Consider the following 24,626-nt stretch of genomic DNA (forward strand, 5'->3'; position numbering starts at 1 on the left):
TTTGATCAAGATTAAAGAATCGCTAAAAGGAAAGAGGCGAAGTTTCGTGTCGGATTCATTTTCTCGTATGCCGTTGCCATTAGCGAGCCGACGTTATGCGCAAGCGCTTTTTGATTTGGTTCAAGAAGCAGGCTATGTAAAAGATTTCGAAGAGGCATTTACATCTTTTTTGGATATTTTGGATCGCAATACAGATTTAAAGCGCTTAATACAAAGCCCATTTTTTTCAACAAAAGAACAGGTTCAAACGCTTGATTCTATTTGTGAGAGTTTTAGGTTTTCTGACAAAGGGGCGGGTCAGATTATGCGCAATTTTTTGCGTGTTATTGTAGAAAATCATCGACTTTTTGCTTTGTCTGATATTTTACGTGCTTTTCAGTGTTGTGTTGCTTCATTTCGTGGGGAAGCATCGGTACATATTATTTCTGCACATCCGTTGGATGTTCATCAACAAGAGGAGTTGCGCGTGGTTTTGGCAGATGTTGTTGGGAGAAAAATTTTGCTACGCTTATCTGTCGATTCGACGATTTTGGGTGGGCTTATTGTCCGCTTGGGGTCATGTCAGATTGATGCCTCTCTTGAGGGGAAATTGTCTTCGCTTAAGCTTGCATTAAAAAAAGAGGTCAGCTGATGGATATTAGACCATCTGAAATTTCAAAAATCCTAAAAGAGCAAATCAAGAACTTTGACCAAAAAGCTGAAGTTTCAGAAATTGGGTGGGTTTTGTCTGTAGGTAATGGTATCGCTCGCGTTTATGGTTTGGATAATGTCCAAGCGGGTGAAATGGTTTCCTTTTCAAATGGTGTGCGTGGTATGGCACTTAATTTGGAAATGGATAATGTCGGGGTGGTGATTTTTGGGTCAGATCGCGATATCCGTGAAGGAGATTGTGTTAAACGGCTTGGGGCTATTATTGATGTTCCTGTTGGGCCAGCTTTGCTCGGACGTGTTGTGGACGCATTGGGTAACCCCCTTGATGGAAAGGGGCCTATTCAGACCCCGCATCGTCGCCGGGTGGATGTAAAGGCCCCGGGTATTATTTCGCGCCAGTCCGTGCATGAACCGATGGTAACAGGGTTGAAAGCTATTGATGCGTTAGTTCCTATTGGACGTGGTCAGCGTGAGCTGGTGATTGGTGATCGTCAAACAGGTAAAACAGCAATTTTGCTTGATGCGTTTTTGAACCAAAAGCCTTTCCATGAAAAAGGCGCTGAGCATGATCAGGATAAAGTTTATTGTATTTATGTGGCTGTTGGTCAAAAGCGTTCAACGGTTGCGCAATTTGTTAAAGTTTTAGAAGAGCGTGGGGCTCTTGACTATTCGATTATTGTGGCAGCTACAGCTTCTGATCCGGCGCCGATGCAGTTTATTGCACCTCTTGCAGGTTGTGCTATGGGGGAATACTTCCGGGATAATGGCCAACATGCTTTGATTGGCTATGATGATCTTTCAAAACAGGCTGTGGCTTACCGCCAAATGTCTCTTTTGCTTCGCCGCCCACCTGGTCGTGAAGCATACCCGGGGGATGTTTTCTATCTTCACTCTCGTCTTTTAGAGCGGGCTGCAAAGCTTAATGCTGACCATGGGTCTGGATCTTTGACTGCTTTGCCAGTGATTGAGACACAGGCCAATGACGTTTCTGCCTATATTCCGACGAATGTTATTTCGATTACAGATGGTCAGATTTTTTTAGAAACTAATTTATTTTATCAGGGAATACGCCCTGCTATTAATGTTGGTCTTTCTGTGTCACGTGTTGGTTCTGCTGCGCAAATTAAGGCGATGAAACAAGTTGCTGGCTCGATCAAGGGTGAATTAGCGCAATATCGTGAAATGGCAGCTTTTGCGCAGTTTGGTTCAGATTTAGATGCATCAACACAACGTCTTTTAAATCGTGGTGCTCGTTTGGTTGAGCTTTTAAAGCAAAAGCAATTTTCGCCACTTAAAATGCAAGAGCAGGTTGTTGTGATTTTTGCTGGTGTGAATGGTTACCTTGATTCATTAGCTGTTTGTGATGTTGGCCGATTTGAGCAGGGGCTGTTGGCGCTTTTACGTAGAGATTATCCAAATCTTTTGGATGCGATTGGAAATCAAAAGCAACTTACAGATGCTCTGAAGAGTAAATTGGTTGATGTTCTTGATGCTTACAAAAAGAATTTTTCTTAAAACGGATTGATGGAATGTTTGGATGGCATCGCTGAAGACTTTAAGAGACCGTATCGCCTCGGTTAAGGCAACGCAAAAGATTACTAAAGCCATGCAAATGGTTGCAGCCACAAAATTGCATCGTGCACAAGAGGCGGCTGAGGCTGCGCGCCCTTATGCTCAGCGTATGGCTCATGTTTTGGCAAATGTTGCTGCTAATGTTGATGGGGTTGATGCACCGCTTTTAATGCGTGGTACTGGCCTGGATAATGTGCATCTTTTGGTAGTTTGCACGGCTGAGCGCGGTTTGTGTGGTGTTTTTAATACGCATATTGCTCGTTGTGCACATGAGCATATTCACGCTCTTCTCTCTAAGGGTAAAGAAGTTAAAATTTTAACTGTGGGCAAAAAAGGTGCTGATATTTTGCGCCGTGATTTTAAAGCTCTGATGATTGACCATATTGATTTACGTTGTGTAAAATCTATAGGTTTTGCAGATGCAAAAAGAATTGGTGGGCGCATTATTGATTTATTCAATGAGGGTGCTTTTGATGTATGCACACTTTTTTACTCTGAATTTATTTCTGTGATTAACCAGCGTCCAACGGCTTTGGGTTTAATTCCATCTGTTGTTCAAGAATGTTCTGTTGGAAAAATTGGTGTTACTGAGAAGGGGGATAAGGGGGAAGCTTTGCAATCAGCTGTTTATAGTTATGAGCCTGATGCGGCTTCTCTTTTAGAGACACTTGTTTTACGTAATCTTTCTGCACAAATTTTTCGTGCTTTGCTTGAAAATATTGCTGGTGAAATGGGTGCAAAGATGAGTGCTATGGATAATGCATCGCGCAATGCCGGTGAGATGATTAATAAATTGACAGTGACTTATAATCGTCAGCGTCAGGCGCAGATTACCACAGAGTTAGTTGAAATTATTGCGGGCGCTGAAGCTCTTTAAATTGAGAAGGTAGGGATTGATGGTAAAAGCAGTGACGTCAAAAAAAGGAGCACCAAAAGCTGAAGAAAAGAAATCAGCCGCTCGTTCAGGCGTAAAAAAAACCGCCTCGAAGTCTCAAGGGAGTTCTAAGAGTTCTGGTAATCTTACGCGCACTTCTTCTAAATCTGTTAGTGCTTCTAAGCCTGTTCGTGGCAAGGGGTCAGTTGGTGAAATTAGGCAGGTGATTGGGGCTGTTGTTGATGTGCAGTTTGAAGGAGAATTGCCGAATATTCTTAATGCATTAGAAACTGAGAATATGGGCAACCAGCTTGTTTTGGAAGTGGCACAACATTTAGGTGAAAACACTGTTCGTACCATTGCGATGGACACGACAGATGGTCTTGTGCGCGGGCAAAAGGTTTTTGATACAGGAACACAGATTTGCGTTCCTGTTGGAGAGGCCACACTTGGGCGTATTATGAATGTGGTTGGGGAGCCTGTTGATAATGCTGGTCCAATTGTTGCGACTAAAACGCGTTCAATTCACCAAGAAGCTCCTGAGTATGTTGAGCAATCAACGGAGTCAGAGATTCTTGTTACGGGTATTAAAGTTGTTGATCTTTTAGCGCCTTATGCCAAGGGTGGTAAAATTGGTTTGTTTGGTGGTGCTGGTGTTGGTAAAACCGTGTTGATTATGGAATTAATCAACAATATTGCAAAAGCACATGGCGGTTATTCCGTGTTTGCAGGTGTAGGGGAGCGTACACGTGAGGGTAATGATCTTTATTATGAAATGATCGAAAGTCGTGTGAATGTGAATCCTAAAGACAATAAGGGTTCTGCTGCGGGGTCAAAATGTGCACTTGTTTATGGGCAGATGAATGAACCACCGGGAGCACGTGCACGTGTTGCGCTTTCAGGTTTAACGATTGCGGAAAGTTTTCGCGATGAAGGTCAAGATGTTCTTTTCTTTGTGGATAATATGTTCCGTTTTACACAGGCAGGTTCAGAAGTTTCGGCTCTTTTAGGGCGTATTCCTTCTGCTGTGGGGTATCAGCCAACTTTGGCAACAGAGATGGGAGCTTTGCAAGAACGTATTACCAGTACTAAAACAGGTTCTATTACGTCTGTTCAGGCTATTTATGTTCCTGCTGATGATTTGACTGATCCGGCACCTGCGACATCTTTTGCGCACTTGGATGCAACAACAGTTCTTTCTCGTGCAATTGCTGAAAAAGGTATTTATCCAGCGGTGGATCCGCTCGATTCTTCTTCACGCATGTTGGATCCAATGGTGGTTGGTGAGGAGCATTATGCTGTTGCTTGTCAAGTTCAAACGATTTTGCAGCGTTATAAATCTTTGCAAGATATTATTGCTATCCTTGGAATGGATGAGCTTTCTGAAGAAGATAAGGCTTTGGTAGGGCGGGCACGTAAAATTGAGCGTTTCCTTTCACAGCCTTTCCATGTAGCTGAAGTTTTTACTGGTTCTCCTGGAAAGCTTGTGCCTTTACAAGATACCATCAAGGGGTTTAAAGGTCTTTGTGCTGGTGATTATGATGATTTACCAGAGGCGGCTTTTTATATGGTTGGTTCAATTGATGAAGCAATTGAAAAGGGTAAGCGTTTAATCGCAGAAGTTTCTTCATAAAAGAAGTTTTGTGGTAAATAAAGGAATTACTGCGACGAATGTCAGAGGAATTGTGTAAGGGATATTTGTCGTAGGAATGACAAGAGGTTGCTGTGGAAAACAATAGAGCAAAGCGTTTTTTGTTTGAGCTTATATCGCCTGAGAAACTTATTTTTTCAGATGAAGTGACATCGGTTGTTCTTCCTTCAGCTTCAGGCTATTTGACAGTTATGGCCAATCATGCACCTTTAATGGTTCGCCTTATGCCGGGAAGTATTCGCGTTTTATCATCTTCAGGTGAAAAATTGTTTGCTCTTTGTGGAGGGGTTGCGGATATTACACCTTCAAGATGTTCTCTTTTGGCTGAGGCTGTTGTTGCTGTTGATCATCTTTCTTTTGATGATCTTGAACAGCGGATTTTGAAAGTTCGTGCAGCGTTAGAAGAGGGTTTAAGTGACAGGGTCAATGATCCAGTGGAGGAATTTTTGCATCAACTAACGACTGTTGGCGGTGTGTTAACAGCGGTGTAGCGCGAATGTAGGGAGTGCAGACATGAACGGCAAAAAAAGCGCGATTATGTCTGCTAAAGAAGGTGAAGGGGGGCTTTTCCAGTCTGGTCCTATTTTTGCAGGGCCTTTACCGAAATGTTTTGTTTATATTTTTGCCTCTTTTATTTTGCAATGGGCTTATGGCTTAGGGGCAAATATGGTTCAATCCAACATTCTTCAACTTTCTGGTAATTTTCGTGCGACACTTACTGAAACGACATGGTTGGTTGCTGTTTATATGGCGCCCAATGTCAGTGTTGCGATTATGTTGATTAAAATTCGTTATCAATTTGGGTTGCGTTCTTTTGCTGAGTTATCGATCCTTGGATTTGTTTTGGTCTGTGTTTTGCAATTATTTGTCACAGATTTGCGTTCAGCTCTGATTATTCGTTTTTTTGCTGGTATTGCTGCAGCACCAATGGCTTCATTGGCGCTTTTATATATGTTAGAGGCTTTTGCACCGGAGAAAAAATTCACAATTGGTCTTAGTTTAAATTATATGAATGCAGCTTTAGCGGTTCCTTTATCACGTTTGATTTCACCTTATTTGCTGGAAAATAATGGGGGTTTTTCGAGTCTTTCAGCAATGGAAATGGGGCTTGTTTTAATTAGTTTGGGGTGTATTTTTTCTCTTCCGCTTGCACCTGTTGCATGTAACAAGGTAATTAGAAAGTTCGATTGGGTGAGTTATAGTTTGATTGCATTTGGGCTTGGTTTAAATGCAATGATTATGTCTGTTGGTAAGCTTTACTGGTGGCATGAGGCACCATGGATTGGTTGGGGGCTTACTCTTGCAATTTTGTCGTTAGTGATTGCAACCATTTTTGAATTGAATAGAGAGCACCCATTAATCGATTTACGCTGGCTTTTTAGTAAAGAAATGGTGCAAGTTGTTTTGGTGTTGCTAATCTTTAGGATTCTTTTATCGGAGCAATCGACTTTAGCGGCAGATTTTTTTGGTCTTTTTGGTTTGTTAAATGGTGATATGGCGCCGATGTATTTTGCCGTTACCATTGGGACGCTTTTAGGGGGCGGGATTTGTGTTTGTTTTTTACGAGCTGGCCGTGAAGACTATTTTTATTTTATGTCTTTAAGCTGTTTGGCGCTTGGGTCTTATTTAGATAGTTATGTAAATCACTTAACGCGCCCAGAGGATCTGATGTTGAGTCAAGGTTTGATAGGTTTTGGCTATGCACTTTTTTTACCTCCTGCTTTATTTAATGGGTTTGTAAGAGCAAATATACGAGGCCCCAGTTATGTTTTAAGTTTTATTGCTATTTTTCTTTTGACTCAGGTGACGGGAGGGTTAATGAGTGCGGCTTTTTTTGGGAGTTTGCAATTTATTTTCGCCTATAAGCATTTTGAGTGTTTAAAGCAAGATGTTGTTATTACAGATCCTCTTATTTTAAATGAGATAAATGCCTTATTATCGTCTTCTTATAATGCTTTAAGTCCTGGCAGTTCTGGGGATGGGCAGTTCATATCTGATCTGATTGGGCAGCTAAAGTTGACAGCAAATATTTTGGCTTATGATGATGTTTTTCGACTTTATTTTTATATTGCAGCGGTTGTATTAATTGTTTTTCTTGTCAAAATTATTTATCAATTACGCCCTTTTATTCTTGTGGAGCTGAACTGGAAAGATAAGGCAGTTTTAGTGAAGAAAAGTGAAAAAAGATGATAAGGGCATTGCGGTCGAAAGCGACAATTGTTGCATTTATATCGGGAATTGCTGGAATTTTATTAATTTTATGGGCTTGGAAGCTTCCACCATTTGTAAGCACTATTCAAATAACCGATAATGCTTCAGTTAAGGGGAATGTCACTTTAGTAAGCCCACAGATTTCTGGTGTAGTTACACAAATTTATATTCAAGATTATCAAAGAGTTGAAAAGGGAACTGTTTTATTTGAGCTGGATGATACTCTTTTTCGGCAACAACTTTCTCAAGCGCAAGCGATTTTTGATTCAAAGAATGCAAAGCTTGCAAGTATTTTACTACAAACTCAGCTTTTGCAGGAAGAAATTGATGCGGCAGAGTCAGAATTGGCCCATTTACAAAAGCTATCGAATGTTACTTCTGAAATGAAGAATTTAAGAGCTGATGAGGCTTTGCGTCCATCTTCTTCTCTTTCACAATTATTAGCGGCACTTGAAGTAAAGCGCCGATTGCAAAAGCAATTGGATCTTGAACGGCAAAGTTTACAGTCAGATGTTGCTGGGGCAAAGGTAGGGGTTGAATTGGCAGAGCTTAATTTGGCACATACCAAAATTGTCTCTCCTTGTGCTGGGCAGGTTGGGCTTGTTGGAGCGCGAGTGGGACAATATGTTTTACCTGGAACGCAATTGGTGGCTGTTATTTCTGATGATATTTGGATTGTTGCTAATTATAAAGAAACACAGCTTGCTCATATGCGCGTTGGACAACCTGTTGTTTTTTTTGTTGATGCGCTAAATAATCAAAAATTAACAGGTCGTGTAGTATGTTTTGCCCCTGCGACAGGTTCGGAGTTTTCATTGTTGAAGACAAACACTGCGATTGGTAATTTTACTAAAATTGCACAACGTATTTCAGTTCGTATTGCTTTAGATCCAGGGCAAATAGGGGCTGAACGACTTATTCCTGGTATGTCAGTGGTTACATATGTGGATACTTCGTGACATATTGTTAAAGGTTAAAGGATATTTATTTTGGGTTTGATTTTTATATTGCTTGTTTATAGCAAATGGTTGTTGATATTAGAGGATGTCGTTGGGTTTATAATATTTGCGTTATGGTATATAGGTTGTAAGTTATTTTTAGGATTTGGAGAAGGGGGGTGCCCGCTTTTTGGGCGGGCTTTAGAGAATCTGATTATTTGATTTTACGTGTCAACAGCCACTTGCTAGAACAACACTGGCGATAAGTATGATTGTTGTTTGAGGGTTTTCTTTTGCTTTTTTTCAGATCTTCAGTATGGTTGTTAATGCGATAAAGAGCGTGACGGCCTTTTTGTTTCCATGTATCAAAGAGGTCAAAAATGGTATTTGAAGTATTGTTATCATGACGCCAACGGCTGATTGTTACCAGTTCATCTTTTAATTGTGCTATATGTTTTTTTAATTTTAGTATCTCTGCAACAGGGGGGGCTAAAATGTGCACATAGATTGACTTCTTCGTGTTGTTAGCGTCTTCTAAATTAGAATTTTGTTGAAAGACTGACTTGTTAAACGACTTGAAAATTGAAAAGTTGCATGAGAAAAACGCTGTTTGTTGGTTTATGTTGATCATTGCGCGAGTGTTGGCTTGTTTTAAGTCAATTTTTGACTCATTTGTTTGTTCGAATTGTTTTATGATACGGGTAGTATTGTGGTCGTATAATGATGATCGTGTAATGAAAAAAGATAAAGTGGATTTTAAAAATTGGGGAGTTGATGAGCATACCATGTTATTTATCTAAGCCTTTAGAGCGTCGCCGATCTGTTGGAGTAAAAGTTGGTGATGTGATTGTTGGTGGTGATAACCCAATTGTTGTTCAATCTATGACGAATACAGATACTGCCGATATTGATGCGACAGTTATGCAAATTAGTGCTCTTTGGCGTGCAGGTTCGCAATTGGTACGGATAACTGTTGATCGGGATGAGGCAGCAGCGACTGTCCCTAAAATACGCGAACGATTGGAACAGTTAGGCATTTTTGTGCCGTTGGTGGGGGATTTTCATTATATTGGGCACAAACTTTTAACAGCGCACCCTGCGTGTGCTGAGGCTCTTTCAAAATATCGGATTAATCCTGGGAATGTTGGTTTTGGTTCAAAAAAGGATCAGCAGTTTAGTGAAATTATAGAGATGGCTTGCCGTTATCATAAACCCATACGCATTGGAGTAAATTGGGGGTCACTTGATGAGGGGTTATTAACCCGGCTTATGGATGAAAATGCAAAGCAAGAAAAGCCTTTATCAACTGTTGAAGTGATGCGGGAATCTGTAGTCCAGTCGGCATTGCATTCAGCTTTTTTTGCTGAGGCGTTGGGATTGGGGCGTGATCAAATTATTCTTTCGGCTAAAGTGAGTGATGTACAAGATTTAATTGCTGTGTATGGCCTTTTAGCAAAGCGTTGTGATCATGCACTTCATTTGGGTTTAACAGAAGCGGGAATGGGAACAAAAGGGATTGTTGCTTCTTCAGTGGCTTTGGGGATTTTGTTACAGCAAGGGATTGGTGATACCATTCGTATTTCACTCACACCTGAGCCAGGAGGTGATAGGACTCAAGAAGTGAAGGTGTGCCAAGAGCTTTTGCAAGTTATGGGATTTCGGCAATTTATGCCTGTGGTTGCTGCATGTCCTGGATGCGGGCGTACAACTTCAACGGTTTTTCAGACATTGGCGCAAAAAATTGAGGCTGATTTATGCAAGAATATGCCAGTTTGGCGTCAAAAATACCCTGGGGTTGAAGGTTTGAAAGTGGCTGTTATGGGATGTATTGTCAATGGGCCGGGGGAATCAAAACATGCTGATATTGGCATTTCTCTGCCTGGAACAGGTGAACAACCAGCAGCACCAGTTTTTATTGAGGGTAAAAAGGTGAAGGTTTTGCGTGGGCCCAATATTGCTAAAGAGTTCGAGGATATATTGGGTGATTATATCCACACGCGTTTTGGGCAGAACTAGATAAATTGGGTAGAACTAGACACAAGTGGTTTATTCTGCTCTTCTTTTGTTGTTTAAGTGGTGTAACGCACTTTAAAATAAGTGACAATTTTAAGATAAGGAGAGGCATTTAATTATTGCGTGTAGTAATAAAGTGTGCTGCTTGTTTGAGTGGTTTAGCTTTATCACCAAAGGGGTGCAGAAGATCTTCTGCTTGAGTAATGAGTGTATCTCGTTTTTTTTGTGTTTTTTCAATCCCGTGGAGACTGACCAAAGTGGCTTTATTGGCTTCTTTATCTTTTCCAGCAGTTTTGCCAAGCGTTTTTGTACTTATGGTGACATCAAGAAGGTCGTCTGTTAATTGAAAAGCCAGTCCAAGATGTGTCCCAAAGGTGGAAAGTTGCTCAATCTGAGTTTTAGAAGCATTGCCAATTATAGCACCTGCTTGGCAAGCAAAGCTTATAAGAGCAGCTGTTTTCATGTGTTGTAGCGTGATGATTGCATGATGATCTTGCGGTTTGTTTTCGGCTTCAAGGTCAAGCATTTGGCCACCGAGCATGCCACCAAGCCCTGCTGCTTGCGTAAGAGCTGTGATAAGGTCAATTCTTGTTTTTAGGCTCAGATCACAGGCTTTGTGGGCAATAATTTCAAAAGCAAGAGTCAAAAGGGCATTGCCTGCTAAAATGGCTGTTGCTTCATTAAATTCTTTATGAACGGTGGGTTTTCCACGCCGGAGTGTATCATTATCCATGACGGGAAGATCATCGTGAATCAGCGAATAGCAATGAACACATTCCAATGCGACGCCAATATCGAGAGATTGTTCAAAGGGAATATCAAAAAGTGCAGCGCTTTGGATAACTAAAAAAGGACGCAAACGTTTGCCGCCATTGAGTGTGCCATGGCGCATGGCTTTAATTAAGATTTCAGGACGAGCAATTTCATTGTCTTGGACTTCATTGCTTAAAAGCGTATCGAGTCTTTTTTCAATATTGTGGGTATGTTTTGCAAGAAGGGCGGTGAATTCATGCATCATTTCTTCCTTTATTTTTGCAAAATAAGTGAGCTCTTTTTAGGATAGGAAGACGAAGAATGAAACGGTTTTTTAATGATCTTTAAGTTCTATCAGACAAAAATAATGCAAGATTGGTTTTTAAATCTTAGCCTTTGAGAATGCTTCAAGTTTAGTATGATCTTTGTTTTTGTTGTAATCTTTGCCTTTTTGTCTGGCTGTTTGGATATTTTCATGTTGTGATACCTGAGTTGCAGTTTGATGATATATGATTTGATAAAGTAGGTGGCTGTAAGCGGGAAGAAGATTGTGCTATTTTAATGTATGTTTAATTCTTTAGGGGGATTATGGTTGATCTATCTTGTTTGAGGGAGGTTACAATTCTTGCGATCAGTTTAAGAGACTTTTATTGGGGCTAGCTGCCATTAGTGTACAGATTGTTTTTTGGTTTTAACCTGACTTGTTAAAAAATGAATTTCTCTTTTTGATGCTTAACCGATATTGTTTTCATTAAAAATATTTAAATAGGTTCGTATAATCGGATAAAAAATTAAACGAAAGTCTGGTCAAAAGATTTTAATCAGTGTATAGGAAGCTATAACATTGTTGTCAAAAGTGACATTACTGTTGTCAAAAATGACATAAAAGTAACAACAAATGTTATTGTTTAAGTGTTATTTGTTTCTTTTTCGAGTCTATTTGGAGTATCTCTTTATGGCTGTACCTAAACGAAAAACTTCTCCATCGAAGCGGGGTATGCGCCGTTCGGCTGATGCCTTGAAAACACCAACTTATATTGAAGATAAAAATTCTGGTGAATTGCGCCGCCCTCATCATATTGATTTAAAAACAGGTATGTATCGCGGGCGTTCAGTTTTACCCCCTAAAGATTAGATGCTGAAATTCCACCTCCTGTGATCTAATAGAGTGGATAAGTAAACGGGGAGCCTTTTAATGTTTCTTGTATGAGCAAACCCCATTGTTGAGGTGTAAGACTTTTTAAGTGGGGTGTAAAATTACCGATAAATTAGATTATTATGAAGCTAAAAGGCTTTTGCAGTAACGCATGCGGTGTGTATGGAGCTCTTCGTATATGGAAAGGCGCTTGAAAAAACTATTTGTGCTCTCTTGTTTAAGAAGTACTTTTTACGAGTGCTTTTATTTGCTAACCGGCTTTGAGTTAAGCGAAAAAAGTTAAACCCGTGTTCACATAAATAGTGCACGGGTTTTAGTATATTTTTTTATATATAGTGCTTATAGTTTATTACGCAGCATAGACAGCACTGCTGTCATCTTTTTCTTCATCGATTCCAGCTTTAAATTTGCGCTTAGATTCTTTGGTAAGATGCGTTTCTATCAAATTGATAGCTTCTGTTTCAGAAAGATTATTAATGATAGCAATTTCACGCGCCATTCGATCAAGTGCAGCAGTATACAGTTGGCGTTCGGAATAAGATTGCTCAGATTGCAATTCTGAACGAAAAAGATCGCGCACTACTTCAGCAATAAAAACGAGATTTCCTGAATTGATTTTCGTGTCATATTCTTGAGCACGGCGTGACCACATAGCCCGTTTAACACGTGCTTTTCCCTGTAGAGTTTTTAATGCGCGCTCAACTAAATCAGACTCAGATAATTTACGCATTCCAATGGAAAGTGCTTTTGCAACTGGCACTTTTACGTCCATTTTATCTTTAGCAAAGTGGATGACAAAAAGCTTTAATTTATGCCCTGCAACCTCCTGTTCTTCAATTGCTATAATTTGCCCCACTCCATGTGTGGGGTAGACGATATATTCAGAGGTTGAAAACCCTTTAACACTAGAGGTTTTCTTTTGCTGGGACGCCATATTAATTTACTCCCTTTATAACCAACAATGATGTCGGAGAACAAGTTGAAACGCCTGAAAACTGAGTCTTCTGCAACTTATGCATATTATACTCGTCGATATAGCATAAAAGTTGAGTGTTTCCAGTTACAAATAAAAAAACACTTCGCTTTATAAAAAAGCGAAACAAAATACTTAGCAAAATGACTTTATTAGGACATTGTTAACATTTAAAATGAAAAAAATCAATCATTTCACTCAAGATTTTTGTTATTACATGAAATAATCTAAGTTTTTTAAAAAAGAGAACAATACATTATGGAGTTATTATTCACCACTTCCTGGATTTTCTGAAAAATACTTTTCTAATTTATTGGAAACACCATCCATTTCTTTTGCTTGGGGAAGAGGACTTTTTTGGGTGGTTAAATTAGGCCATTTAGTTGCATACTCACGATTGAGTTCTAACCATGTTTCTAGCCCTGGTTCTGTATCAGGCTTAATGGCTTCGGCAGGGCATTCTGGTTCGCATACACCACAGTCGATGCATTCATCAGGGTGAATGACAAGCATATTTTCACCTTCATAAAAACAATCAACAGGGCAAACTTCAACACAATCAGTGTACTTACACTGGATACAATTATCGGTTACAACGTAGGCCAAGATTAAACTCCATTTCCCATTTTAATGACCTTTAAAGGGAATGATATGTACATCCTTATCGCTTTGAAGTTGGTCACGAAGCGCTGCTAATTTTGCAAAAGGTGAATTAGGATCGAGGTGTTTTCGTGTCAGAGATGGTTTGTTCTTTGCGTATTGAGTGGATGTTTTAGTGTATTTATGGGTAGAGGTGGTTTGTGATGCCTCTTTTTTGAAGGGGGCTTTACTTGTATTGGCTTCTTTTTTGAAAGTTTTTCTATGTTTGTTTTGTCGTTTTTGCTCAGATTTACCGCGATTGCTATAAAGGCGATTGTGCTGATAATTATTATAACGCCATAATAAAATAATTTTATCTTCTGCTGCTAGGCAGTTTTGGTGTGCAAAAGCACCAACGGGTTCAGCAGCTGGTAAATGATCTTTTGGACAAGATGGTTCTTTAATACAAGAAGATGAAGCCTTTTTTTCTTCCTGTGTTGTGTCTAATGCTAGGATGTCTTGCCATTGATTGCCCACAAATTCTGCTGGAGGATAGTTCTCTTTTGTTATCAAATCGCTTGCAAAGGATTCTTTGTGTGTGAGCTCTTTTTGAAGTTTAGCGCTACTTTTGGGTTGTGATTGATAACCAAGACCTTTGAGAATTTCTTCCATGTCTGTACTATTGGCACCAAGAATGGACATCATCGTTGGTGTGACAAAAAAACTTTTGCCATCATAGGCACCTTCAGGTCTGGGATCTATGCCTGGCTTCCAATGAAGTGCAGGGCGAATAAGGTTGGCAAGACGTTCTAAAATATCAATACGTACAGCACGCTGCCCTAAAATTTGATAACCAACAAGATGATAAATTTGAGGATTATATGTTGGATCAATAATCAGTGAAGTTCGCCCAGCAGTTAAAGCGGCTAAAATTTCACTTAAACCAATTTGGTCACGCTCTTCTTTATGAAGGCTCCAAAGAAGTGTAATCGCTTGGGCTGCAGTGGGTTTGAGCACTCCTGTGAGGTAGATATGAAAAGCGCCAAAACGAACCCCTAGTTGTCGTAACACTGCACGTGATTCTTGATCAAGATTCTTAACAGTTTTAGCCACTTTTCGACGCGGTAAAATACCCAAATTGTCTACAAGTTGTAGAGCAAGAGTCTGTGTTAGTCCACTCAAAGTATCAGCATTGCGTAAATCAAAAAGTGGTTTTAAGGCTGTTTCAAAATGGAAAGTTACAAAACGCTCCAATCGTGCGACCACTTTATCGCGTTCTTCGCCAGTTAATTGTGCATCTGCTAAGAGAATGAGCTTGGGCTTTAAAATATTATCAGTTGAGGTCAGTTGTGCCACTGCTTGGCCAATCCAGCGTACAATTCCATCACAGCTAAGGGTAAAATCTCCATTAGCTGAAGCACAAAAACGTGTAACACGTTGAGCAAAAGCGGTGGCTAAATCTTCATTATTTATTGTATTGTGTGTTTCAGCTTCTGTATCTGTACCACTTTTATGGGCATAAAAACGCAATCCCTCAAATCTGCCATTTTCAGGGTTTTCGACACGAATATCATTTTTGTGAACAGTTTCGCTATCCATCGTTGTTTTCTTTCTCGGCTTTTTATGGGCAAGAAGATGTGTTTTCGGCACTTTAATATCTGTGCCGTTTCTCTAGCACATTTGTTGCGCTTTCTTCAATCATTCTTGTGGTTTTAATGTTTCTTTGCATCATTTTTGCTTGAAAATTTCTTTTTTGCTTTATTCAATTAGACCTTTTGCATGTATATATTCACAAGTATAAGTTGTGTTTAAAAAGCGCCAGCATAAAGATGGATCTTCCAACATAAAGAACAATTCATTGACCTTTCAACAAAAAGAATCTGTGTTTTTTGTATGCTTCATGGCCTTGTTTTGTGATGGTAAAGATGTGAGGGGAGAGCACTTTGCTTTACTGTTGAGGGCAAGGTTTTCTCTATTTTTTATTGCACTTTACCTCTTAAACTTTCATCGCATAAATTGGGTTCTTACAACAAAAACAATTATAAGTTGCAAAATACACGTTAAAGTAGTATAGACGCAATAAACAATTTTTACGTTCTTTTATATAAGAGAGCAAGTGGGTCGTTATCAAACCAAATTTGATAACTTTAATCGCAGGGGTTGTAATGCGTAATCTTTCAAATGCAGTTTACAAAAGTAGCAAAAATTATAGCGATGCTGACAAAAGTCTGGGACGCAATATGATGCGTTCTGCAATGCAAGCGCCTTATCTTGAGAAAAAGAAGGAGCATGATTTAGCTTTACGCTGGAAGGACAAGCGTGATGATAAAGCTATGCACCAAATTGCAGCAGCTCATATGCGTTTGGTTATTTCAATTGCTAGTCGTTTTAAGCGCTTTAAAATGCCGTTAAGCGACTTGGTTCAAGAAGGATATGTGGGGCTTTTAGAGGCAGCTGCGCGTTTTGAACCGGACCGGGATGTGCGTTTTTCAACCTATGCAACATGGTGGATTCGTGCTTCTATTCAAGATTATATTTTGCGCAATTGGTCGATTGTTCGAGGGGGAACGAGTTCTTCCCAAAAAGCTCTTTTCTTTAATCTTCGTCGTTTGCGGGCTCAATTGGTGCAAGATGATAACACCATGAGCAAACAAGATATTTTTCGCGTTATTTCTGAAAAGCTTGGTGTTTCAGTGAGCGATGTTGAAACGATGGACTTCCGCTTTTCTGGTACTGATAATTCATTGAGTATGTCTGTTTCTGAAAATGATGATAGTTCAGTTACTAAACTCGATACTTTAGTGGATGAACAGCCTCTTCCTGATTCTTTAATTGAAAAAGTGATTGATGGTCAAAGACGCACACAGTGGCTTTATGATGCTTTACAAATTTTAAATGAGCGAGAGCTTGAAATTATTCGTTTTCGCCGCTTAAATGAAGAAAGTGCCACTTTAGAATTTTTAGGTGAGAAATTAGGAATTTCAAAAGAGCGGGTGCGCCAGATTGAAGCGCGCGCTTTGCAAAAGCTGCGTTGTGCTTTGCTTAATGTTAACCCAGCTGATGCTTATGAAGTGTAAGTATTTAAAGTGTGATGAATCTCGAGTATAAGCGTTTGAAGTGAGCCATTAAGTTTACAGTATAAGTCATTTGAAGTGCTCAAACCAGTGAAACGCTCAAATTAGCCTTAAAAGTTGTTTTAAGAATTGAGCTGTTTGCATCTACTCAGCAATGATTTTGACACGTTCTCCTTCATGTAAAATTTGGGTTGGAGAAAGTGCATTTATAATGCGGAACAGTTTTTCTTTATGGACAGTATCTTGCATTTTTTCAGCAAGGTCTGCGACGCTTTCTCCTTTTTTTATGCGTATAACACGAAGCCTTAGAGGTTTGAGTTTATTTAACACCCGCGATGAAAGTAAATGAAAACTTTCTATGGTGCGTTTGGTAATATGGTTAAAGTTTTGAGGGTGATGAGGGGCAGCAGTGAGAAAACGCAAGACCTGGTCTTTAATGGGAATGACAACCACATCAAATTGCCAATGTTCATTGGATGCGTGAGCATAAGCTGCGGCTAAACCTTGGATGGTGGTGGACTTAACAGAGGCTTGATCAAGCCCTGCGACCCATCCACTTTTTAGATAATCACTAGCAGACATGTTTTCAGGCAGGGGTACTGCATCAAAACGAATGGCGGTTTTGTCTGGGCCACTGGCAACAACAGCATATCCTGACGTATTTATGGTAAAATTATTGGGGACAGAAAAAGCTATATGTAATTGTGGATGAATAAATTGGTTTCCTCGGATATATCCTTTGTGAAGGTTTCCACCAAAAATCATACCATCAATATATTTTAAAAAACTGTCACGATCGGTTTCTCCAATGTTAGGTGCACTGATTTCGTGAGCTTTTTTTATAGCAAGTTGGATTCGCTGTGGAGTGGTTGGATGGGTTGCCAAAAAATCAAGTGAAACATTTGTGGATGATGAGCTATTGCGAAAGGCACTATAAGCTTCCATTGATTTTAGAAAGCGTGGAAATGCAAATGGATCATAGCCAGCTTGGTTAAGCATTTCGATCCCAATTGAATCGGCTTGGAGTTCTTGACTACGGGTAAATTGCGCCAGTTGTTTTTTATCTTTCAAAATGTTGGGCGATTTGGTGCTGGAATGCTCTAGTATGTTTGTAGCAGCATGCTCTGCAAGTTTTAGCTCAATTTCTTTTTGAAGACGCAAGATGCCATGATTGGCTGTAATGTGTGCTATTTCATGGGCTAAGATTGCCGCAACTTCTGAAGTATCATTTGCTAATGCCAACATGCCACGGGTGACATAAATATAGCTACCAGGAAGGGCAAATGCGTTGATATTTTCTGTGTCTAAAATAGTGACATGATAGGTTTGGTCAGGATTTTGTGAAGCAGCTGTCAGTCTGTTTACGATTTTTGCTAACATGTGTTCAAGTTTTGGATTGTAATATTGACCGCCATATGTTTGCAAAATACGTGAATGGTATGTAGCACCTAGTGTCGTATAGAGATTATTTTTGTTGTTGGTTTGGTCGACTATTTCACCAGTGTGCCCTTTTGTAACAGGAGAGCGGGAAGAATGAAGCTTATTGTTCACTTGGAAAGCAGTGTGACATGCAGACAATAAAAACAAGAAGCTTATGATTGCTATTGACCAGATTTTGCTAAAAACGTCTATTTGCTGAAAAAATTTGATGCTTTGGATCAGAAATCTGATGCCTTGGATCATTGCGCACCTTGTTTGTTGAATATTTTTCTTTAAAAACTTCATGTGTATTTTGTTTGTTTTGTTACAATCGAGGATCCTTTTGGCTTCTTTATGATGATAGCTTATAGAAATAATAATAAAAGAAGCTTCATGAAAGGCATAATATGTTATGACAACATTTACAATATTGTTAAATGGAGATATTTTTGTTACTGATCGTTTGCTCAACCAAATTTGCAAAAGCCGAGTCATTGCTGCTGATGGGGGGATGCGCCATGCTGCAGCATTAAATGTGGTGCCTGAACTTTGGTTAGGGGATTTTGATTCTTGTGATCAAGCTTTACTACACACATATAGTGATGTTCCCCGTAAAGCTTTTCCTGCCGATAAAGATGTAACAGATGGTGCATTAGCATGTCAAAGAGCTTTAAGCGAGGGAGCTCAACGGCTTATTTTATGCGGTGCTTTTGGAAGTGAGCGTAGTGATCATAGTCTTTCTCATATGACACAAGCAATAGCCATGGAAGAGCAAGGTATTTCAGTTTTGTTGACGAGTGGTCGTGAAGAAGGGTGGCCGATTGTATCAAAGCCTTTTTCGTGTGATTTACCTGACGGTTGTCTATTAAGTATTATCGGATTTTCTGATTTACAAGGTTTAACGGTGTCAGGTGTTCAATGGCCCATTTTGAACCAAAACGTGTCTTTTGGGTCTTCTTTAACACTTTCTAACCGTGTGTGTGGAACTTTTTATGGTCATTTATACTGTGGCAAAGCTATAATATTAGCATCTATACCTGCTTATTCTTAATGTGTAAGAGTAAAGAAGCAAGAATACAAGAGATATAAGGACTGATAAAACATATAAATTCATTTTGTTTTTAGCAAAGAAAGGGTTTTGATATGTTAAAACCAATTTTAACAATGGTAATTGTTTTAGTTGTTAGTTTAAGTTCAATGGCTTTTAGACACGTTGATCCGGAATTGTTCGATGCTCTTTTTAGTGATTTGCCAGTTGATCATGCGTTAGGGATGTGTGACAGGAAAGATAATTCTTGGAGATAACTTAAGAAAATTTGCGATAACTGTGAGTACAGCAGTGCAATTGCCGCTGAATGCTAAATATTTATGCAACTCTTTGTTGCTATTTATAATGTGGAGACTATATTACTTATATTATAAGCATCTATACTTAATTCCATAAAGCTCTTTTTAATGCATAAATAAAATAGCGGGGGCAGAGAGATATGTGCTAATAAGGCATATGGTTTTATTTTTACAAGGAGGGAGTTTTAATATGCCTAAGATCAGTTTTAACAAAAGGCGATTGTTTCAATCATTAAGTTGAACTGAGTAGTTTATAAAACAACTAAGCAATAAATTGCAGATTATAGTGTTTATGGTGCCCTATTAATGTTTTGGTTGAGGGTGCTTTAAGTAGATACAGAAATTTCAGGAGTTTTTTAAAAAGTAGCTCCTGGTACAATATTCATAATTCATATTATTATGATTCATACCATGATAAACTCATTGTATTTGTAGAACTTTTTATTGCCATTTATGGTATGTATAGCAAAGGTATATTGTGAATATCTATACTTATTCTACGAAGCTCTTTTTAATGTATAAGAATAAAATAGTGAGAGCAAAAAGGATAAGGGTTGATAGATACATGTAACTTTATTTTGTTTTTAACAAAGGAAAGGGTTTTGATATGTTAAAGTCAATTTTAACAATGACGATTATTGCAATCGTTGGGTTAGGCTCAGTAGCTTGCACAACAACTGAGCAAACAGTTGCAGGATATGGTGTTGGTGGTGCTGCATTAGGTGCTTTAGCCGGAACAGCGATTAGTGGAAGCAGTTCTGGAGCGGTTCCAGGTGCAGCAATTGGTGCTATTGCAGGTACAGTAACAGGTGCTGCTGCTGCTCAGAAAAAACAGCAAATGTCTCAGCAAGTACCATTGTGCACCTATCGTGATGTGAGAGGTCAACTTTATCAAGCTCCTTGCCCACAACCTGTGCCACAATTATGCACCTATCGTAACACGAGAGGTCAGCTTTATCAGGCTCCTTGCCCGCAACTCGTACAGCCTTATTAATGGGCGTACCACTTTTACGACTTGATCGTATTGTTTTAACTTTTGGAACAACCCCTTTGCTCAATCGGGCTTGCTTATCGGTTGGGCAGGGGGAACGTATTGCACTTGTTGGCCGCAATGGGTGTGGAAAGTCAACACTCTTAAAAATTGCAGCTGGTCTATTAGAACCCAATGAAGGTGAAATTTTTCACCACCCTCGTGCTTGTGTGCGTTATGTATCACAAAGCTCTGATTTTTCAGGGGGTGATGATGTTTATACTTGTGTAGAGGCTGGTTTAAACGATGGGCATGATGTTCAATGGGTGCAGACCCTTCTTAGAGATCTTGGTTTTGTTGGGACTGAGAAATTAGCAACGCTTTCTGGTGGAGAAAAGCGGCGCGTATCCTTACTGCAGGCGATTGCAGCAAAGCCAGATATTCTTTTATTAGATGAACCGACCAATCATCTTGATGTATCAACTATTGAGTGGCTTGAAGGTGTTTTGTGTTCTTTACGTTCAGCTATTGTTGTCATTTCGCATGATCGGCGATTTTTAGAAACAGTGGCGCATTCAACAGTGTGGCTTGATCGGGGTGTGACTAAAAGGGTTGAAAAGCGTTTTTCTGCATTTGAAAGTTGGCGTGATAAAGAGCTGGAAAAAGAGGCTCGTGATCATCATAAATTGGAGCGTCAGATTGTTCGTGAAGAGCAATGGGTGCGCTATGGAGTAAGCGCAAGGCGCAAGCGTAATGAACGGCGTTTGAGTGCATTAAAGGAGATGCGAAAACTTCATCGAACCTATAAAGGGCCTGCAGAGCGTGCGCTTTTTGCGGTATCTGAACGCCAAGATTGTGGTCAGTTGGTGCTTGAAGCAAAACGGATTTCTAAGTCTTATGGTGAGTGCGTTATTGTTAAAGATTTTTCATTGCGTTTGCAGCGTGGTGACAAGATTGGCATTGTAGGTCCCAATGGTATCGGAAAAACAACGCTTCTTTCTGTTTTGATTGGCCGCGAGTCGGCAGACAGTGGGGTGATTAAGCATGGGGTTAATGTGGTGATGGCTCTACTTGATCAACAGCGGATTTTAAATGGGGAAGAAACTTTAGCACATTATTTGACAGGTGGCAGGGGTGATAGTGTGCTCATTAATGGGCAGCAGCGCCATGTTGTTTCTTATCTTAAAGATTGTTTGTTTTTACCCGAGCAAGCTTACACCCCTATTAAAGAATTATCAGGGGGAGAAAGAGCTCGTTTAATGTTAGCGCGGCTTTTATTACAACCTGCAAATTGTTTGATTTTAGATGAACCAACCAATGATCTTGATATGGAAACATTGGATTTGCTTCAAGAACTTATTTCTGATTTTGCAGGAACAGTGATAGTGGTCAGCCATGATAGGGATTTTTTAGATCGGACTGTGTCTCATATTTTAGCACCTGAAGGCAATGGACGCTGGACACTTTATGCTGGTGGCTATAGCGATATGATGGCACAAAGAAAGCGGGTTGAACTTGCGCAGCATCAAGAATTGCAAAAGCCTATTGCATGTGATAGTCGAAAAAAAACAGCTTCTTCCTCAAAAATAAAGCCACGCAGATTGTCTTATAAGCAGGTCTACGCGCTGGAGAACTTGCCTGAACACATAACGCTTTTACAAAATGAGATCAGAAACCTTGAAAAAGAATTGTCTGATCCTGCACTTTATAGCTGTGATCAGGCTCGTTTTGAGTGTTTATCTGCAGCATTGGAAGAGAAAAAGAGCTTGTGCACGCAAAAAGAAGAAGAGTGGTTAGATCTTGAGCTTTTGCGTGAAGCTATCGAAAAAGACAATTATTTAAATTAATCCATTGTTTAAATTAATCCATGCCGAGTGCATTTTTATAAAGTTGGATGACTGCTTCTTCTTCACTGCGTTCATGATCTTCTTTTTTGCGCAGTCGTATAATGTATCGCACGGCTTTACTGTCAAAACCAGATCCTTTAAGTTCAGTATAAACGTCTTTAATATCGTCGGAAATCGCTTTTTTTTCTTCTTCTAATCGCTCAATACGTTCGATAAAAGCGCGTAGTTGGTTAGCGGATACAGCTTGTGTTTCATCAGTTAGAGTGCGCATTATATTGTTCTCCAAGGTATGTACTGTAAATTGGCTCTTTTTGAATTAATAAACTTTTACATTAGGGATGCCTGAGAAGTGGAAAAAAAATCAATCGTTTCGCTTTTTTTACAAATTAGCTTTAAATAGTGTGAATGAAGAAATCTATGCGTGAATAAAGAGAAGATAAGTCTATGTATGGATAAAGGAAAGATAAAAAGAAGACAAAATAAAAATATAATAAATTATGCTTTAAAGTTGCAATATTTTGAAGAAAAAAAGAAGGGATGAATGTTTTATTGTAAGGACCGTTTTTGTAAGATTGAGCTTGGAAGTGTTAAAAAGCACAAAGGTGTGTTTCAACAGGGAAAACAGAAAAAATTGAGGTTTTTTTTATTGAGTGTTCTTCTTTTGTTCTTATTTACTGGATATGTAAAAGCTGATTTTCGGGTTTGTAATATGACTCAAAAAACACTGGGTATTGCTCTTGGCTATCGCACACTTTCAGACTGGGTGAGTGAAGGCTGGTGGGTTATTCCACCTACAGTGTGTAAATCTCTGGTCGATGGGCCCCTTTCATCACGGTTTTATTATTTATATGCAGAAGATGCACAAAAAAAGGGAAATTGGGTTGGTTCTATAACAATGTGTGTAAAGGATAGCAAATTTATTATTGAAGGTGTTCATGATTGTTTTGCTAGGGGATTTCAAAAGGCTACATTTGAAGAAATTGATACGGGTGATCAAACTAGTTGGATGGTCCAGTTAACTGATAAGCCTTTTTTGAATAATTCAATTTCAAAGTCTCCTAATACTTCAGGGGAGGGTTCACCATGAAACGTGCACGTAAGATTAAAATCATTGCTACACTTGGTCCTTCTTCTTTTTCAATATCAATGATTGAAAAGCTTTTTAAAGCTGGAGCGGATGTTTTTCGAATTAATATGAGCCACACAGATCATGCGACAATGCGTGATGTGGTTGAGCATATACGGGTTGTTGAAAAGACGCTTTGTCGGCCTATTGGCATTTTAGCAGATTTGCAAGGGCCGAAATTACGAATCGGACGTTTTAAAAATAGCAAAGAGGATTTGGTTATTGGGCAGAGTTTTACATTAGATAATAAAGATATGCTTGGTGATGCACGGCGTGTTTTTTTACCCCATAAGGAAGTTTTAGCGGCTGTTAAACCAGGTGATCGTTTGTTGCTAGATGATGGGAAGCTTGAACTTTTGGCTGAAACTTGTGATGATACTTCTATTGAGTGCCGTGTGATTGCTGGAACACATATTTCTGATCACAAGGGGATCAACCTTCCTGATACAGTTTTGTCTTGTGGGGTGATGACATCAAAGGATCGTGCTGATCTTATGGCTGTTTTAGAACAGTCAGTTGATTGGGTGGCGCTTTCTTTTATCCAACATCCGGAAGATATTTTATTGGTTCGCAAGCTGACACAAGGCAAAGTATCCTTGATGGCTAAGATCGAAAAACCTCAGGCTTTAGAGCATATAGAAGACATTATTGATGTGTCTGATAGTCTTATGATTGCGCGGGGAGACCTTGGGGTGGAAGTACCTTTAGAACAAGTGCCATCTCTTCAGATGGAAATTATCAAAACATGTCGTTTGGCAGGAAAACCTGTGGTTGTTGCAACACAGATGCTTGAATCAATGATTACAGCGCCTGTACCAACACGGGCAGAAGTTTCTGATGTGGCTACGGCTGTTTATGCTGGTGTTGATGCGGTGATGTTATCGGCAGAATCAGCTTCTGGTCTTTACCCTGAAGAGGCTGTGGGCATGATGGATCGTATTGCAAAGCAGGTGGAGCGCGATCACACCTATACTACAATGGTTAATGCACAGCGCCCCAAACCAGAGGCAACAGAGCCAGATGCTATTTCTTTTGCAGCGCGTCAGATAGCTGAAACGCTACAGTTGGAAGCTATTGTTGCCTATACTGCTTCAGGTGCGACGGGTGTGCGTACATCACGTGAACGCCCAAACATACCCATCATTGCTTTATCGCCGATTATTAAAACAGCGCGGCGGTTGGCTTTGGTTTGGGGGCTTCATTGTGTGGTTAGTGAGGATGCGCATGATTTAGATGATATGGTTCATCGTGCGGCTGCAATCGCTTTTCAGGGAGGCTTTTGTAAGGCAGGTGATCGGTTTATTGTGATTGCTGGGGTTCCCTTTGGAACGCCTGGTGCAACAAATTTATTGCGTATTGCTTCTTGTTGTTCAAACGTTTCAAAGAGCGTTTGACGATTTTAAAGGGTGTTTTAAAAAAGGTACTCAAAGAAGCCTGTTGAACAGGTGCATACTCTTAACTTTTAGCAAAAA

23 protein-coding genes are annotated in these 24,626 nt (G+C 39.6%); 16 read left to right on the forward strand and 7 right to left on the reverse strand.

All coding sequences use genetic code 11. From position 1 onward, the window contains the following. Positions 1 to 46 precede the first annotated feature (46 nt). The 7 genes from atpH (at position 47) to ME3_RS01550 (ending at position 7,918) form a co-directional block, all read left to right on the forward strand. Positions 47 to 631, forward strand: coding sequence for an ATP synthase F1 subunit delta (gene atpH, locus ME3_RS01520; RefSeq protein ID WP_007476476.1), 585 nt, complete (start codon positions 47 to 49; stop codon positions 629 to 631). Continuing rightward, positions 631 to 2,166, forward strand: coding sequence for a F0F1 ATP synthase subunit alpha (gene atpA, locus ME3_RS01525; RefSeq protein ID WP_007476477.1), 1,536 nt, complete (start codon positions 631 to 633; stop codon positions 2,164 to 2,166). Before atpH ends, atpA begins: the two co-directional genes overlap by 1 nt. Before the next feature lie 22 nt (positions 2,167 to 2,188). Beyond that, complete coding sequence (locus ME3_RS01530; RefSeq protein WP_007476479.1) at positions 2,189 to 3,100, forward strand: F0F1 ATP synthase subunit gamma; 912 nt, start codon at positions 2,189 to 2,191, stop codon at positions 3,098 to 3,100. Positions 3,101 to 3,119: 19 nt separating this feature from the next. Then, positions 3,120 to 4,730: a F0F1 ATP synthase subunit beta gene (gene atpD / locus ME3_RS01535; protein ID WP_007476481.1), complete on the forward strand. Its 1,611-nt coding sequence runs from the start codon at positions 3,120 to 3,122 to the stop codon at positions 4,728 to 4,730. Between the two features lie 92 nt (positions 4,731 to 4,822). Then, positions 4,823 to 5,239, forward strand: coding sequence for a F0F1 ATP synthase subunit epsilon (locus ME3_RS01540; protein ID WP_007476482.1), 417 nt, complete (start codon positions 4,823 to 4,825; stop codon positions 5,237 to 5,239). A 22-nt stretch (positions 5,240 to 5,261) separates the two neighbouring features. Next, positions 5,262 to 6,938 carry an MFS transporter gene (locus ME3_RS01545; protein ID WP_007476484.1) on the forward strand — a complete coding sequence of 559 codons (1,677 nt, stop codon included), beginning with the start codon at positions 5,262 to 5,264 and terminating at the stop codon, positions 6,936 to 6,938. Further along, positions 6,935 to 7,918 carry an HlyD family secretion protein gene (locus ME3_RS01550; RefSeq protein WP_007476486.1) on the forward strand — a complete coding sequence of 328 codons (984 nt, stop codon included), beginning with the start codon at positions 6,935 to 6,937 and terminating at the stop codon, positions 7,916 to 7,918. The genes ME3_RS01545 and ME3_RS01550 overlap by 4 nt, the downstream gene beginning before the upstream one ends. A 193-nt stretch (positions 7,919 to 8,111) precedes the next feature. On the opposite strand, the gene ME3_RS01555 is transcribed toward ME3_RS01550, so the two are convergent. Continuing rightward, positions 8,112 to 8,399 carry a hypothetical protein gene (locus ME3_RS01555; RefSeq protein ID WP_425338847.1) on the reverse strand — a complete coding sequence of 96 codons (288 nt, stop codon included), beginning with the start codon at positions 8,397 to 8,399 and terminating at the stop codon, positions 8,112 to 8,114. Positions 8,400 to 8,671: 272 nt separating this feature from the next. On the opposite strand from ME3_RS01555, the gene ispG reads away from it, so the two are divergent. Beyond that, a complete protein-coding gene (gene ispG / locus ME3_RS01560) occupies positions 8,672 to 9,913 on the forward strand; it encodes a flavodoxin-dependent (E)-4-hydroxy-3-methylbut-2-enyl-diphosphate synthase (protein ID WP_007476487.1) in 1,242 nt (413 codons plus the stop codon). Positions 9,914 to 10,022: 109 nt separating this feature from the next. On the opposite strand, the gene ME3_RS01565 is transcribed toward ispG, so the two are convergent. Beyond that, entirely contained in the window at positions 10,023 to 10,925 is a 903-nt protein-coding gene (locus tag ME3_RS01565) for a polyprenyl synthetase family protein (protein ID WP_007476488.1), read from the reverse strand. A 693-nt stretch (positions 10,926 to 11,618) separates the two neighbouring features. Between ME3_RS01565 and rpmF the strand changes: the two genes are divergently transcribed. Continuing rightward, positions 11,619 to 11,798, forward strand: coding sequence for a 50S ribosomal protein L32 (gene rpmF / locus ME3_RS01570; protein ID WP_007476489.1), 180 nt, complete (start codon positions 11,619 to 11,621; stop codon positions 11,796 to 11,798). Positions 11,799 to 12,168: 370 nt separating this feature from the next. Here the strand turns inward: rpmF and ME3_RS01575 are convergent, their stop codons facing one another. From ME3_RS01575 to ME3_RS01585, 3 genes are all read right to left on the reverse strand, one after another. After that, positions 12,169 to 12,753 (reverse strand): CarD family transcriptional regulator, encoded by a 585-nt coding sequence (locus ME3_RS01575; RefSeq protein ID WP_007476490.1) that lies wholly within the window; start codon positions 12,751 to 12,753, stop codon positions 12,169 to 12,171. A 306-nt stretch (positions 12,754 to 13,059) separates the two neighbouring features. After that, positions 13,060 to 13,398 (reverse strand): ferredoxin FdxA, encoded by a 339-nt coding sequence (gene fdxA / locus ME3_RS01580; RefSeq protein WP_007476491.1) that lies wholly within the window; start codon positions 13,396 to 13,398, stop codon positions 13,060 to 13,062. A 21-nt stretch (positions 13,399 to 13,419) separates the two neighbouring features. Continuing rightward, positions 13,420 to 14,970, reverse strand: coding sequence for a hypothetical protein (locus ME3_RS01585; RefSeq protein ID WP_007476492.1), 1,551 nt, complete (start codon positions 14,968 to 14,970; stop codon positions 13,420 to 13,422). A 566-nt stretch (positions 14,971 to 15,536) separates the two neighbouring features. Between ME3_RS01585 and ME3_RS01590 the strand changes: the two genes are divergently transcribed. Next, complete coding sequence (locus ME3_RS01590) at positions 15,537 to 16,448, forward strand: RNA polymerase factor sigma-32 (protein WP_007476493.1); 912 nt, start codon at positions 15,537 to 15,539, stop codon at positions 16,446 to 16,448. A 141-nt stretch (positions 16,449 to 16,589) separates the two neighbouring features. Here ME3_RS01590 and ME3_RS01595 read toward each other — a convergent pair whose 3' ends face one another. Further along, on the reverse strand, positions 16,590 to 17,996 hold the full coding sequence (locus ME3_RS01595; protein WP_342399227.1) for a M48 family metalloprotease: 1,407 nt from the start codon (positions 17,994 to 17,996) through the stop codon (positions 16,590 to 16,592). A gap of 280 nt (positions 17,997 to 18,276) precedes the next feature. On the opposite strand from ME3_RS01595, the gene ME3_RS01600 reads away from it, so the two are divergent. From ME3_RS01600 to ME3_RS01610, 4 genes are all read left to right on the forward strand, one after another. Beyond that, a complete protein-coding gene (locus ME3_RS01600; protein WP_007476495.1) occupies positions 18,277 to 18,915 on the forward strand; it encodes a thiamine diphosphokinase in 639 nt (212 codons plus the stop codon). Positions 18,916 to 19,007: 92 nt separating this feature from the next. Next, the gene (locus tag ME3_RS06915; protein ID WP_007476497.1) at positions 19,008 to 19,169 is read left to right on the forward strand and encodes a hypothetical protein; all 162 of its coding nucleotides are present in this window, start codon (positions 19,008 to 19,010) and stop codon (positions 19,167 to 19,169) included. A gap of 649 nt (positions 19,170 to 19,818) precedes the next feature. Beyond that, positions 19,819 to 20,205 carry a glycine zipper domain-containing protein gene (locus ME3_RS01605; protein ID WP_007476499.1) on the forward strand — a complete coding sequence of 129 codons (387 nt, stop codon included), beginning with the start codon at positions 19,819 to 19,821 and terminating at the stop codon, positions 20,203 to 20,205. Next, a complete protein-coding gene (locus tag ME3_RS01610; RefSeq protein WP_007476501.1) occupies positions 20,205 to 22,028 on the forward strand; it encodes an ABC-F family ATP-binding cassette domain-containing protein in 1,824 nt (607 codons plus the stop codon). Before ME3_RS01605 ends, ME3_RS01610 begins: the two co-directional genes overlap by 1 nt. 13 nt (positions 22,029 to 22,041) lie before the next feature. Here ME3_RS01610 and ME3_RS01615 read toward each other — a convergent pair whose 3' ends face one another. Further along, positions 22,042 to 22,299, reverse strand: a complete 258-nt coding sequence (locus tag ME3_RS01615; protein ID WP_007476503.1) for a DUF2312 domain-containing protein — start codon at positions 22,297 to 22,299, stop codon at positions 22,042 to 22,044. A 270-nt stretch (positions 22,300 to 22,569) separates the two neighbouring features. Between ME3_RS01615 and ME3_RS01620 the strand changes: the two genes are divergently transcribed. Then, positions 22,570 to 23,115, forward strand: a complete 546-nt coding sequence (locus ME3_RS01620; protein WP_007476504.1) for a DUF1036 domain-containing protein — start codon at positions 22,570 to 22,572, stop codon at positions 23,113 to 23,115. Continuing rightward, the gene (gene pyk / locus ME3_RS01625; RefSeq protein WP_007476506.1) at positions 23,112 to 24,548 is read left to right on the forward strand and encodes a pyruvate kinase; all 1,437 of its coding nucleotides are present in this window, start codon (positions 23,112 to 23,114) and stop codon (positions 24,546 to 24,548) included. Before ME3_RS01620 ends, pyk begins: the two co-directional genes overlap by 4 nt. Positions 24,549 to 24,626: the final 78 nt, after the last annotated feature.

This window comes from Bartonella melophagi K-2C, from assembly GCF_000278255.1.
In the GTDB taxonomy this organism is placed as follows: domain Bacteria; phylum Pseudomonadota; class Alphaproteobacteria; order Rhizobiales; family Rhizobiaceae; genus Bartonella; species Bartonella melophagi.